Origin of the sequence: Aminobacter sp. Piv2-1, assembly GCF_037625995.1 — a bacterium.
GTDB lineage: Bacteria > Pseudomonadota > Alphaproteobacteria > Rhizobiales > Rhizobiaceae > Aminobacter.
The window spans coordinates 283,612-295,308 of record NZ_JARKMU010000003.1; the positions used below are offsets into that span (position 1 = coordinate 283,612).

Sequence of the window (11,697 nt, forward strand, 5' to 3'; positions counted from 1 at the left end):
CTCAGATGCCCATGCGGCTGACTTCGAGATAGGCGGTGACGATCTTGTCGCGGATGGCGATGGCGGCCTGCAGCGACTGCTCGGCGGTCATCACCGCGTCGACCACCTCGCGGGTGTCGGCGTGGCCCTGCATGCCGGCGATGGACATCTGCTCGGCCTGGCGCAGCGTCGCCGCGGTCTGGGTGGCCGCGTCCGCAAGGGCTGCGGCGAAGGAGGACGCGACGCCGCCGGTGGCGGCCTGCGCCGCTTCCGGAACGATGCTCGTCGGCTTGCTAAGTGCCTGCGGGCCGAGCGGGCTGATGGTACCGATCACGACTGGCTCCTCATAAGGTCGATGGTCATGGAAATGAGATCGCGCGCCTGCTTGATGACCTGCAGGTTGGCTTCATAGGATCGGTTGGCCTCGTTCATGTCGGCCATCTCGATCAGCACGTTGACGTTGGGCATCTTGACGTAGCCGTTGGCGTCGGCGGCCTGGTTGCCCGGCTGGAATTCGAGCGGGAACGCCGACTGGTCGTTGCCAATGGCGGCGATCTCGACGGTCGAGCCGCCGGTCGCGCGATCGAGCTCGGCGGCGAAGCTGATGGTCTTGCGCCGGTACGGTTCGGCGCCGGGCGTGTCGCCGGTCGACTGCGCGTTGGCGAGGTTTTCCGAAACGATGCGGAGCCGTTCGGACTGGGCGCCGAGGCCGGAGCCGGCGATCTTGAGTGCTGCGCTCAGCGGATCCATGGCATTCAGGCCTTGCTGCTCAACATGACCATGCGGTGAAAGGCCTTTACGATGGCCGTGTTCAGCTCGAACGAGCGGCGCACCTCGCCGGCCTTGATGAGTTCGCTCTCGAGCGCCACCGTGTTTTCTGAGGGAAGGACCGCAGTGTCTGGTTCCTGCTGGCGGACGGCGTAGTTGGCATCGGTGGCGCCGCCGCCGAGATGCCCGGCCTGCGTCGCGGTCATTGCCACCCGCGTGCGGTCGAGAACCTGCTCGAAAGGCTCGACGTCGTTCGCCCGGTAGCCGGGCGTGTTGGCGTTGGCGACGTTGCCGGCGATGGTCGTCTGGCGCACCGAGAGCCAGCGAGCCTGCTGGGCGGCCAGATCGAAGAGGTTGACGGGGTCCATGGAAATCTCCGAGCAGATTTCCAAACACTATTGCCCCAGTCTTGCGCGGGCCTTGCGCGCGGCCGCAGGCCCGGCGGACGGTCAGCGCTGGAGCTCGACCACGTCCTCGCGGGAGGTGACGAGCACCCATTTTCCGTCGCGCTGCTCGATGGAGGCGACGCGGCTCGAGTCGGGCAGGACGGAGCCGCGCTGCACGACCCAGAGCCCGCTCTGGTCCTGGACCATGGCGCGGCCGTTGGCGACATGCACGAGGGTGAAGTTGACCGCCGGGCCGGGGAAGGGCTGCTGCCCGACCCCAGGCACGCCGGGGCCCTGGTCCTCGACAGGACGCAGCGAGCCGGTGGCGAACAGGTCCAGCTGCATCGGCGGGATGTCCTCGACCGACATCGGCGCGCCGACGCGTTCGGGCTGCTGGCCAAGCGCCAGCGGAACCGACTGTTCGCTCTGCCCGTCGCCGGCGAACTTCAGCGCGCGCACGCCGAACTTTTCCGGATTGAAGAAGATGTACCAGGGGAAGAGGGCGCTCGCGAGGCCGATGGCTATGCCCAGGCCGGCGATCATCAGGTCGCTGCGATGGTCCTTCCGGCGGGCCGGCGGGGCGAGAATGACGGTGCGTCGCTTCAGCCCGAGGCGTTCGAGCAGGGTGGCCGGCTTCTGGTTCGAGCCGATCATGTCCAGCAGTTCGCTGGCCGGATCATTCCGCCTGAACATTGGCTCTATCCTTGGCTTTCAGATGGCGGGCGAGGTCGGAGAACGGGTCCGGCGAGGAGCCGTCGGACGGTGACTGCGCCAGCGCCTCGTAGATGACGGGGACCTGGCGCACGGCGAGATCGAGCTCGGGGTCCGCGCCGGGCTGGTAGGCGCCGAGCAGGCGGATATCGCGCGTGTCCTCGAAGCGCGAGATCATCGCCTTGAGCTTGCCGACGAGCACACGCTCGTCCGGGGTCCAGGCCTTGCCGGCGAGGCGCGAGATGGATGACAGCGGATTGACCGGAGGATAGCGGCCCTGCTCGGCGATCGAGCGGTCGAGCACGATGTGGCCGTCGAGGATGCCGCGCACGGAATCGGCGACGGGGTCGTTGTGGTCGTCGCCGTCGACCAGCACCGAAATGATCGCGGTGATCGAGCCCTTGCCCTCGACGCCGGGTCCGGCGCGTTCGAGCAGCTTGGGAAGCTCGGTGAAGACGGATGCCGGATAGCCGCGCGCCACCGGCGGCTCGCCCGCGCCGATCGCCACCTCGCGTAGCGCGTGGGCGAAACGGGTGATGGAATCGAGCACAAGCAGGACGCGGTCGCCGCGGTCGCGGAAGTGCTCGGCAACGCGCATGGCGGTGTCGGGGGCGCGGCGGCGCATCATGGCGCTCTCGTCGCTGGTGGCGACGACGGCGATGGTCTTGGCCATGGAGGCGGCGCCGATCGTGTCCTCGAGGAATTCGCGCACCTCGCGGCCGCGCTCGCCGATCAGGGCGACGACGACCGTGTCGAAGGCATCGGCGCCGGCCAGCATGGCAAGCAGCGTCGACTTGCCGACGCCCGAGCCGGCGAAGATGCCCATGCGCTGGCCGAAGCAGAGCGGGGCGAAGATGTCGATGACGCGGACGCCGGTGCGGAAGCCGGTGTCGACGCGCTGGCGGGCAAGTGCTGCCGGCGGCGCCACGGCCGCACCACCCGGCGAGGCGCTGCGGATCAGCGGCGGGCCATGGTCGATGGGACGGGCGAGCGCATCGATGGCGCGGCCGCGCCAGCTCGGATGCGGGGTGACGGCGATCGGGCCGCGGGTGAAGACGGCATCGCCGACGCCGACGTCGCCGCTGCTCTCATAGGGCGCGACGAGCACCTCGTCGCGGCCGATCTGGACGATCTCGCCGCGGCGGCCGAGACCGTGGCCGCTGTGCTCGACGATGTCGCCGAGCCGGGCACTGGCGGACAGGCCGCGGACCTTGTAGTGCGTCGGCGCGATCTCGGTGACGCGGCCGCCGCGCCGGACGAGCATGCGGTCGTCGGCGAAGCGGCGCCGGACGTGTTCCAGCGCCTCGATCCGGTTGTCGTGTGCCGGGGGCAGGTCGGTGCGGATCGCGGGCAGGGGGGTGCTCAACTGGCGGCCTATTTGGACCCGAGGGTCTTGATGGCGTCGGAGAAGGAGGCGTCGGTCTGGCGGATGAGCGCGGCCGTGTTCTCGAAGGCGCGCTGCACCATGATGAGCTTGGTCATCTCCTTGACCGGATTGACGTTGGATTCCTCGACGAAGCCCTGGGCGACGCCTGCCGCCATGCGGTCGACGACCGGCTCGGGCGTTCCCGGGGGCACCACGCCGGAATTGCCGTAGCGGACGAAGTTCGGGCCGGGGTTGAATTCGTAGAGGCCGATGGCGCCGACCAGCCGCCCGTCCTGGCGCAGCGAGCCGTCGGCGCCGGCCTCCGGCGGGCCGGCCCGGGGATCGAGCTGCATCGGCGCGCCGCCGGCGTCGAGCACCGGATAGCCCTCCAGCGTGACCAGCTGTCCGTCCTGGGTGAGCGTGAAGCGCCCGTCGCGGGTCATGACGGTGCCGGCCGGCGTCTCGATGCCGAACCAGGCGTCGCCGCGGATGGCGAAGTCGAACGGATTGGCGGTCTGGGTCAGGCCGCCGCTCTGAGTCGAGAGGTAGGTGTCGCCCGGCGAGGTGAAGGACACCGACTTGTCGCCGATGCCCGAGACGACGTCCTCGAACTTCACGCCGGTGGCGCGGAAGCCGACGGTGGACGAATTGGCGACGTTGTCGGCGATGGTGTTCAGGCGCTTTTCGAGCGCCACCTGGGCCGACAGCGCGACGTAGAGACCGTTCTGCATGATGTCCTCAGAACCTCAGCTTCTGCATGGCGAATATCAGGTCGGTGGAGACCCCGTAGCTTGCCGGCCTGCCGAACAGGATCCCGGCCGACTGCTGCACCGGCGAGGTCGGGTTGGCGATCTCCCACATGCTGGTGAAGCGCTTGAGGAAATCGCCGAGCTTCTTCGGATCGGAGAAGTCGGTGACCTTCAGCCGCTGCTCGAAATGCTTGACCTGCAGGTCGACGTCGGCGGAGGCGAGCGAGTCTGGGAGGCCGAGCGCGGTGCGCACGACCTTGGCCATCGCCTTGTCGGCAAGCACCTCGTAGAAGTTGGTGAGCGAAGGCGCCTTGCGCTGGAAATAGAGGGCAAGCCGCACGCCTTCGTTGGTCTGGCCGGCGTCTTCCTCGAGCGTCTGGCGGACGAACTTCTCGGTCGCCGGCTTCTGCGCCGGATTGGTGGTGGTGGCGTCGGCGCCGTAGGCCTCGAAGTTGAAGGCCGCGGCGAAGGCCGCGTAGCGCTTGTCGGCCATCTGGTTGGCGAAGCTCTTGGGGTCGCGCACGCCGCCGGCCAGCACCTTCTCCATCATCTCCTTGTTGGCGATGGAGGATTCGAGGCCATAGGCCTTCATGGCGAAGGTGTAGAGCCGGGTGTCGGCCATGAACTCCTTGGCCGATTTCACCTTGACGATGTTGTCGAGGTAATACTTGACCTCCTGCTGCACGGCGGCGGCATTGGGGTCGCCCCCGCCGAGCTTGACCGCGGCCAGGTATTTGTCGACCGCGCCCTGCTGGGCCTTGTTGTAGACGGTGGCGCGGGCGCCGAGGTCGGCGAAGTTGAAGCTCTTGGCGAATTCGACGTAGCGCTTGTCGGACAGCTTGTTGGCGAAGCTGTCGGGATCGGTGACGCCCTCGCGCAGCACCTTGGCCATGAAGGCCTTGGCGTAGGCCATGTCCTGCAGGCCGAAAGCCTTCATGGCGTAGCGGAACAGCCGGTCGTTCTTGACGAACTCGTCGACGCTTTTCACCTTGGTGATGTTCTTGAGGTAGTACTCCGTCTCGCGCTCGACCATCGGCCGGGCCTCGACGCGGTCGAGCGCCTTGTTCAAGTCCCTCGCGATCAACTGGTAGCTTGAATAGGTATTGAGCACGCCCTGGCCCCTTCCGCCGCAGGATAGTCGGGGAAGCCTATGCGCGAATGCTTGCGCGAGGCTGAATCGGGTCGCAGCGCCATTTCAAGCCTCACACAAGGCACGACCGCTATCGCTGTCTGCGTATTGCTTTCAATGCGGAAGGACCTGCGGTGGGCATTCTAATCGGACTCGTCGTGACGCTGGGTTGCGTGCTGGGCGGCTTCATGGCCATGGGCGGCAAGGTCAGCGTGCTCATGCAGCCGTGGGAAGCCGTCATCATCGGCGGTGCCGCGCTCGGCACCTTCCTGGTCGCCAACCCGATGTCGACGGTCAAGGACACGGGCAGGGGCATCGTCGAAGCCTTCAAGCAGTCGGTGCCGAAGGAGCAGGACTATCTCGAAACGCTCGGCGTGCTGCACAGCCTGATGCGCGAGCTCAGGACCAAGACGCGGTCGGAGGTCGAGGCGCATATCGACAACCCCGAGGAATCGACGATCTTCCAGGCCTTCCCGACGGTGCTGAAGAACCACGACCTGACGCATTTCATCTGCGACTACTGCCGCATCATCATCATCGGCAACGCCCGCCCGCACGAGATCGAGGCGCTGATGGACGAGGAGATCCAGACCATCCGCTCGGACAAGCTGAAGTCGTACCACGCGCTGATCGCGGTCGGCGACGGCCTGCCGGCGCTGGGCATCGTGGCCGCGGTGCTGGGCGTGGTCAAGGCGATGGGCGCGCTCGACCAGTCGCCGGAAATCCTCGGCGCGCTGATCGGCGCGGCGCTGGTGGGCACCTTCCTCGGCATCTTCCTGTCCTATGCCCTCGTCGGCCCGATCGCCGCCAAGATCAAGATGGTGCGCGAGAAGAAGAACCGCCTCTACATCATCGTCAAGCAGACGCTGCTGGCCTACATGAACGGTTCGCTGCCGCAGGTGGCGATCGAGTTCGGCCGCAAGACGATCTCGTCCTACGACCGGCCGTCGATCGACGCGGTGGAACAGAGCACGCTCAACACCGGCAATCTCGAGAAGAAGGCGGCCTGAGCTTATGCCGGCCGCTGACGAAGGGCATGTGACGTCATGAACACTACCGCTAGCCCGGCGGATTCGCGGGACCTGATCATCGAGCGCCTGCTTGGCGACACCGGCGAGCCGGCCAAGGTGCATTCGGCCGCCCGCCGCCTGGCGGAGCGCTCGGCCCCGGCGATCGCCCGGTTCCTGACCGAGATGCTGCCCGAGCAGGTTTTCGTCGAGGTGGCGGAGGTCAAGCTCGGCCGCATGGCCGACGCCAAGGCGGGCAAGGCCAACCAGGCGATGACGGTGGCTATGACCCCGACCTCGCCCGACGGGCTGGTGATGACGCTCGACCCGCAGGCGATCGCCATCCTCGTGCACGTGCTGTTCGGCGGCGACCCGAGCCGCGAGGTGGCGCCGATCGACCGCGACCTGTCGTCGATCGAGCTTGGCGTCGTGACCATGGTGTTCCAGGACATCGGCCGCGCGGTCAACGCCCAGGGACCCGACGGCGGGCTCGGGGTGAAGCTGCCGGTCGCCGACGCGATGACCGGCACGGAGATGAAGAAGCACGTGTTCCGCGACGGTCCGTCGGCGCGCGTCGTGCTGTCGATCTCGACGGCGGCGTCGCGCGGGCTGCTGACGCTGACCCTACCGCAGCGCATCCTGATCGAGGACAAGCGCGGCAAGGCCGAGAAGGACGCGGCGTCGCCGCCGACCACGGAATGGCGCTCGCGCTTCTCCGACGAGGTGATGCGCTCGACTGTGCGGCTCGAGGCGTCGATGCCGCTCGGGCGCATGACGCTCGGCGAACTGACGCGGCTCGTGGCCGGCCAGGTGATCGAGCTGCCGCAGGACGTGCAGTCGAACGCTGTCATCGGCACGCGCGGCAAGACGCTGTTTGCCTGCGAGTTCGGCAAGCTCGGGCAGAACTACACCGTACGCATCCGGCGTCCCGCCGACGCGGACGACACGATTGAAGGGATCGTCGCGGGCTGAGGCGGATCGCCCTCTACCGTGACCGAGAGAACTGGAGAACAGCATGAGCAAGGCGCAGCCGAAGCCCGAGGTCCAAAAGCCTGAAGCCGCCGTCGAGGACGAGCAGCTCAACCGCGCCATCGAAGAGCTGCGCGGCGTGCTGAGCGAGGAGGAGAAGCGCCCCGAGGCGCTGCGCAACGCGCCCTCCGGCAGCGTCATATTCGACATCCCGGTCGAGGTGCAGATCGTGCTCGGCAGCACCGAGATGGCGGTGTCCGACCTGATGACGCTGCAGAAGGGCTCGACGGTGGCGCTCGACCGCCGCATCGGCGAGCCGGTCGACGTCGTCGTCAACGGCCGCCGCATCGCGCGCGGCGAGATCACCGTGCTCGAAAGCGATCCGTCGCGTTTCGGCATCCGCCTGACCGAGATCGTGGCCGCCACCAAGAGCGTCTGAGGGAAATACGGCGTGCTCTTCCAGCTTTCGAGAAAGGCCTGCGCATGAATCCGCTGTCGACGCTGACGCGGCCGCAAAAGGCAGCAGCCATATTGGTGGCGATGGGCAAGCCATCGGCGAGCCGGCTGCTCAAGTTCTTCAAGCAGGACGAGCTGAAGGCATTGATCGAAGGCGCGCGGCTGTTGCGCACCATCCCGCAGGCCGACCTGGAGCGGATCGTCGCCGAGTTCGAGGCCGAGTTCACCGAGGGCGCGGGCCTGCTCGATTCCGCCGACAAGATGGACACGATCCTCAACGAGTCGCTGTCGCCCGAGGAGGTCAACGCGCTGATGGGCAAGGGCAAGCCGGCGGTGGAGAAGGACACCACGCCGCCGGTGTGGCCGCAGCTCGAGAAGCTGGAGCCGGCCCAGATCGGCACGTTCCTCGCCAACGAGCACCCGCAGACCTCGGCGATGATCCTGTCCAACCTCGCGCCCGGCTATGCCGCGAGCGTCGTGCTGACGCTGGAAAAGCCGCTGCGCATCGAGATCATCAAGCGGATGATGGAACTGGCCATCGTGCCGGAGGCGGCGACCAGGCTGGTCGAGAACCAGATCCGCAGCCGCGTGCTGACCGAAAGCGCCCAGAAGGACACCTCGGCCGGGCAGACCCGCGTCGCCAGCGTGCTCAACGAACTCGACAAGTCGCAGCTCGAGGAAGTGATGAGCGACCTCGAGGAAGGCGGCCTCAGCGACCTCGACGCCATCCGCGCCCGGCTGTTCTCGTTCGACGACATCCCGCTGATGACGCAGAAGGCCCGCGTCGCCCTGTTCGACGGGCTGTCGACGGAACTCGTGACGCTGGCGCTGCGTGGCACCCCGCTGCAGATCGCCGAGGCCGTGCTCTCGTCGATCGGCGCGCGCTCGCGGCGCATGATCGAATCCGAACTCAGCCAGGGTTCGGAAGGCATCCAGCCGGCGACCATCCTGCAGGCCCGCAAGACCATCGCCTCGACGGCGCTGCGCATGGCGAACGACGGGCTGCTCGAGCTGCCGTCGGCGCTGGACGCCGCCTGAGCCTCCGGTCTCCCTGAGCCATGTCCGACAGCGTCGACAAGGATTCAAAAACAGAAGAGGCCACAGAGAAGAAGATCCGCGACACCATCGAGAAGGGCCAGCTGCCGCACTCGAAGGAGATCGCGATCTTCACCTCGTTCGTGGCGATCCTGGTCTACACCGTCTTCTTCGCCGGCGAGGCCGTGGCCGAACTGGGCGCTTTCCTGTCGAACTTCCTGGAAAAGCCCGAAGCCTGGCCGCTCGGCACCGAACGCGACGTGATCGAGCTCTACCGGGCGGTGATGATGGAGATCGGCCGCGCGGTCGCGAGCCTGCTCATGCTTCTGGTCGTCGCCGGCGTCGGCGCCTCGATCTTCCAGAACGTGCCGCAGTTCGTCGGCGAGCGCATCCGGCCGCAGGCTTCGCGCATCTCGCTGTTCCAGGGCTGGAAGCGCATGTTCGGCGTGCAGGGCTTCGCCGAGTTCCTGAAATCGCTCGGCAAGCTCGTCCTGGTCATCGTGGTGCTGACCTTCGTGCTGTCGGACGACCACCGCCGCCTGCTCGCGGGCATGATCACCAGCCCCGTCGCCTTCGCCACGGTGATCCGCGGCATCGCCATCGACATACTGGTGGCGATCGTCTTCGTGATGGCGGCGATCGCGGTTGCCGACATCGTCTGGTCGCGCTTCCACTGGCGCGCCGACCTGCGCATGACCAAGCAGGAGGTGAAGGACGAGCTGAAGCAGTCGGAAGGCGACCCGATCGTCAAGTCACGGCTGCGTTCGCTGGCGCGCGACCGCGCCCGCCAGCGCATGATGGCGGCGGTGCCGCGCGCGACGCTGGTGATCGCCAACCCGACCCACTTCTCGATCGCGCTGCGCTACGTGCGCGAGGAGGATTCCGCGCCGGTCGTGCTGGCCAAGGGGCAGGACCTGGTGGCGCTGAAGATCCGCGAGATCGCCCGCGAGAACGGCATTCCGGTGTTCGAGGACGTGGCGCTCGCACGTTCCATGTACAAGCAAGTTTCGGTGGATAATGTCATCCCACCTCAATTCTACCAGGCGGTCGCCGAGCTCGTTCGCGTCGTCTACGGAAACAAGGGCCAACGCAGGACACCATGAATCGTCAGCCACATGCAACGTCCCGGGAAATGATCGTCGCAACCGCCATCCAGCCCGTGGTGCGCGAATTGCGCCTTGTCGACATCGCCGACTACATCGCCTTCATCCGCCTGGAGCATTTCGCCTGCCTGGCCGACCTGGTCGATTCGGCGGCCGAGATGTACTTCATGCCCGGCGCGCTGCGGCTCGGCCTCGGCGGCGAGGCGCAGGTGTGCTGGACCGGCAGCCCGCGCATCGTGCTCGACCTCGAGCTTCGGCCGGAAGGGGCGGCGGTCTATTTCCAGCTGTCGATGACGGCGAACAACGCTTCCGTCGAGGTCCACTACGTGTCGTTCGAGAAGCCCGACCCGTCGCCGGAGAAGAACACCGAATATCTCGCCGCCGCGATCGAGCAGGCGATGATCCGGCGGACGCCGCCGCGGGCGGAGGCTGCCTGAGGAGAGGCAGGGGCTTCGCGCTTACAGGGCGGAACCGCCCGAGGCGGGAAGAGGCTCTACGTCAAAGATCAAGAGCGTCGCTGGCGCGTTCGTTCGAACGCGCGGCGCTCAGTCGATCAGGCCCAGGCGCAGCGCCTTGGCGACCGCGTGCATGCGGTTGACGGCGTTCAGCTTCTGCGTCGTCTGGGTGAGATACTGGTTGGCGGTGTGGACCGACAGCTTGAGCAGCTTGGCGATCTCCTCGCTGGTGTAGCCGCGCGAGGTGAGCTTGAGGCATTCGAGCTCGCGCCGCGACACCGCCGGCAGCTTGCCGTCGCGGGCTGGGCTCATGCGTGCGACCGCCTCGAACAGCGAGAAGCAGTGGGCATGAAGGGCATGCAACGAACGGGCGTCCGGAGCGAGGTCGGGCCCGCCGAAGATGAACAGGCCGGCCTGGCCGCGCTCGGCATAGACCGGGAAGGCGATGCCCCGGCCGATCTGGGCCAACGGCTCGATGCGGCTTGCCCATGCAAGCGCCGAAAGGGATGTCTCGGCGGCCGCGTCGTCGGCCCACCAGCACGGCGCGGTGGACTGCCGGGCATGGCGCAGCAGATGCTCGCCGATGCCGCCGCCGAGCAGCCGCGCGGCGGACATGGTGCTGGGGTAGTCGGAATCGAAGCAGGGCACCAGCCGGCTGCTGTCGGACGACGTCCCGGCAAAGCAGAGCGCGAAGTCGCGGGCGCCGAGATCGGCGGCGATCCAGCGGCAATACCTTGCAGCGTCGGCAAGCGTGACGATGCGGTCGGCCATAGGGTTCGCCGGGCGGCCCGCGCGCTGATCGTGGATGGGCCGTGCTACGGAGGCGAAGTGTCTGGCGTGGGCGTAGGTCAAATGATGCCACTCCTGATCGCGGTCGCAATCGCCATGGCGCGGTTGCTGGCCGACAGCTTCTGGATCGCGTGGGTGATGTAGCTGTTGACGGTGTTGGACGAGACGCCGAGGATCAGCGCCACTTCCTCCGTCGTCTTGCCTTCCGACACCCAGAACAGGCACTCGCGCTCGCGGTCGGACAGCGGGTCGCGCAGCGTCGCCGCGGCGAGGATGCCCTGCGCCTGGGACAGGGCGTAGCAGCATTCGATCTGGGCGCGCGGCATCAGTGCGGGGTCGATCCGCCCGGCCTCGCCGGCGGAGAGCAGCATGAACAGGCGCTGGCGCCCGACATGCAGGCGCAGGGCGAAGATCTCGGCATGGCCGAGGATGTCGAGCAGCTTCGCCTCCTCGCCGCCGAGCAGGGCGGGAGCCTGCGAGGCGACCAGCCCCTGCGGCTGGACGCCCGGCGCGCTGGCGAAGGGTCCCTGGGCAAGGCTGGCGATGAGCGCGTGGCCGGCGATCTGGATGGCGTCGTAGATCCAGTTGGAGGCGACGATCTGCAGGTTGTCGCGGTCCTGGTCCTGGGAGATGGCGACGAGCATGTAGCCGTCGGCGCCCACCTCGTCGGCCAGTCCCATGAGGAAGGCGGTGAGATCGCTGCGCGATGCGAGCCTTGCTGCGACGGTCGTCTGTTCGTGGCGGGCTGCGGGGGCGATCATTTCAGAACTGGCCGGAATCCATGGGAGGCCGGAA

At 67.4% G+C, this 11,697-nt stretch carries 15 protein-coding genes; 6 read left to right on the top strand and 9 right to left on the bottom strand.

The window, feature by feature from the left end; translation table 11 throughout:
- Position 1: 1 nt before the first annotated feature.
- From AmiPiv_RS07570 to AmiPiv_RS07600, 7 genes are all read right to left on the bottom strand, one after another.
- Entirely contained in the window at positions 2–313 is a 312-nt protein-coding gene (locus AmiPiv_RS07570; RefSeq protein ID WP_340036728.1) for a flagellar hook-basal body complex protein FliE, read from the bottom strand.
- Positions 310–729 carry a flagellar basal body rod protein FlgC gene (gene flgC, locus AmiPiv_RS07575; RefSeq protein WP_340036729.1) on the bottom strand — a complete coding sequence of 140 codons (420 nt, stop codon included), beginning with the start codon at positions 727–729 and terminating at the stop codon, positions 310–312. Before flgC ends, AmiPiv_RS07570 begins: the two co-directional genes overlap by 4 nt.
- Before the next feature lie 5 nt (positions 730–734).
- Positions 735–1,115, bottom strand: coding sequence for a flagellar basal body rod protein FlgB (gene flgB, locus AmiPiv_RS07580; protein WP_340036730.1), 381 nt, complete (start codon positions 1,113–1,115; stop codon positions 735–737).
- Positions 1,116–1,196: 81 nt separating this feature from the next.
- Complete coding sequence (locus AmiPiv_RS07585) at positions 1,197–1,826, bottom strand: hypothetical protein (RefSeq protein WP_340036731.1); 630 nt, start codon at positions 1,824–1,826, stop codon at positions 1,197–1,199.
- Entirely contained in the window at positions 1,810–3,210 is a 1,401-nt protein-coding gene (fliI, locus tag AmiPiv_RS07590) for a flagellar protein export ATPase FliI (protein ID WP_340036732.1), read from the bottom strand. The genes AmiPiv_RS07585 and fliI overlap by 17 nt, the downstream gene beginning before the upstream one ends.
- 8 nt (positions 3,211–3,218) lie before the next feature.
- The gene (gene flgF, locus AmiPiv_RS07595; RefSeq protein ID WP_340036733.1) at positions 3,219–3,941 is read right to left on the bottom strand and encodes a flagellar basal-body rod protein FlgF; all 723 of its coding nucleotides are present in this window, start codon (positions 3,939–3,941) and stop codon (positions 3,219–3,221) included.
- 7 nt (positions 3,942–3,948) lie between these two features.
- Positions 3,949–5,070 (bottom strand): DUF1217 domain-containing protein, encoded by a 1,122-nt coding sequence (locus AmiPiv_RS07600; protein ID WP_340036734.1) that lies wholly within the window; start codon positions 5,068–5,070, stop codon positions 3,949–3,951.
- A 152-nt stretch (positions 5,071–5,222) separates the two neighbouring features.
- On the opposite strand from AmiPiv_RS07600, the gene motA reads away from it, so the two are divergent.
- Genes motA through AmiPiv_RS07630 form a run of 6 tightly spaced genes read left to right on the top strand, consistent with a single transcriptional unit; the run spans position 5,223 to position 10,095 of the window.
- Positions 5,223–6,098 (top strand): flagellar motor stator protein MotA, encoded by an 876-nt coding sequence (gene motA, locus AmiPiv_RS07605; RefSeq protein WP_340036735.1) that lies wholly within the window; start codon positions 5,223–5,225, stop codon positions 6,096–6,098.
- 36 nt (positions 6,099–6,134) lie between these two features.
- Positions 6,135–7,067 (top strand): FliM/FliN family flagellar motor switch protein, encoded by a 933-nt coding sequence (locus AmiPiv_RS07610; protein WP_340036736.1) that lies wholly within the window; start codon positions 6,135–6,137, stop codon positions 7,065–7,067.
- A 43-nt stretch (positions 7,068–7,110) separates the two neighbouring features.
- Positions 7,111–7,503: a flagellar motor switch protein FliN gene (gene fliN, locus AmiPiv_RS07615; RefSeq protein WP_340036738.1), complete on the top strand. Its 393-nt coding sequence runs from the start codon at positions 7,111–7,113 to the stop codon at positions 7,501–7,503.
- A gap of 44 nt (positions 7,504–7,547) precedes the next feature.
- Positions 7,548–8,558, top strand: coding sequence for a flagellar motor switch protein FliG (locus AmiPiv_RS07620; RefSeq protein ID WP_340036740.1), 1,011 nt, complete (start codon positions 7,548–7,550; stop codon positions 8,556–8,558).
- A 20-nt stretch (positions 8,559–8,578) separates the two neighbouring features.
- Entirely contained in the window at positions 8,579–9,658 is a 1,080-nt protein-coding gene (gene flhB, locus AmiPiv_RS07625) for a flagellar biosynthesis protein FlhB (RefSeq protein WP_340036741.1), read from the top strand.
- Entirely contained in the window at positions 9,655–10,095 is a 441-nt protein-coding gene (locus AmiPiv_RS07630; RefSeq protein ID WP_340036742.1) for a hypothetical protein, read from the top strand. Before flhB ends, AmiPiv_RS07630 begins: the two co-directional genes overlap by 4 nt.
- 108 nt (positions 10,096–10,203) lie before the next feature.
- Here AmiPiv_RS07630 and AmiPiv_RS07635 read toward each other — a convergent pair whose 3' ends face one another.
- The gene (locus tag AmiPiv_RS07635; protein ID WP_340036743.1) at positions 10,204–10,884 is read right to left on the bottom strand and encodes a helix-turn-helix transcriptional regulator; all 681 of its coding nucleotides are present in this window, start codon (positions 10,882–10,884) and stop codon (positions 10,204–10,206) included.
- Between the two features lie 77 nt (positions 10,885–10,961).
- Positions 10,962–11,663, bottom strand: a complete 702-nt coding sequence (locus tag AmiPiv_RS07640) for a helix-turn-helix transcriptional regulator (RefSeq protein ID WP_340036744.1) — start codon at positions 11,661–11,663, stop codon at positions 10,962–10,964.
- Positions 11,664–11,697 lie beyond the last annotated feature (34 nt).

Coding starts and splice junctions, on each gene's coding strand:
- flgC (WP_340036729.1), bottom strand. CDS start 729: ATGGATCCGCTGAGCGCAGCACTCAAGATCGCCGGCTCCGGCCTCGGC.
- flgB (WP_340036730.1), bottom strand. CDS start 1,115: ATGGACCCCGTCAACCTCTTCGATCTGGCCGCCCAGCAGGCTCGCTGG.
- AmiPiv_RS07585 (WP_340036731.1), bottom strand. CDS start 1,826: ATGTTCAGGCGGAATGATCCGGCCAGCGAACTGCTGGACATGATCGGC.
- flgF (WP_340036733.1), bottom strand. CDS start 3,941: ATGCAGAACGGTCTCTACGTCGCGCTGTCGGCCCAGGTGGCGCTCGAA.
- AmiPiv_RS07610 (WP_340036736.1), top strand. CDS start 6,135: ATGAACACTACCGCTAGCCCGGCGGATTCGCGGGACCTGATCATCGAG.
- fliN (WP_340036738.1), top strand. CDS start 7,111: ATGAGCAAGGCGCAGCCGAAGCCCGAGGTCCAAAAGCCTGAAGCCGCC.
- AmiPiv_RS07620 (WP_340036740.1), top strand. CDS start 7,548: ATGAATCCGCTGTCGACGCTGACGCGGCCGCAAAAGGCAGCAGCCATA.
- flhB (WP_340036741.1), top strand. CDS start 8,579: ATGTCCGACAGCGTCGACAAGGATTCAAAAACAGAAGAGGCCACAGAG.
- AmiPiv_RS07630 (WP_340036742.1), top strand. CDS start 9,655: ATGAATCGTCAGCCACATGCAACGTCCCGGGAAATGATCGTCGCAACC.
- AmiPiv_RS07635 (WP_340036743.1), bottom strand. CDS start 10,884: ATGGCCGACCGCATCGTCACGCTTGCCGACGCTGCAAGGTATTGCCGC.
- AmiPiv_RS07640 (WP_340036744.1), bottom strand. CDS start 11,663: ATGATCGCCCCCGCAGCCCGCCACGAACAGACGACCGTCGCAGCAAGG.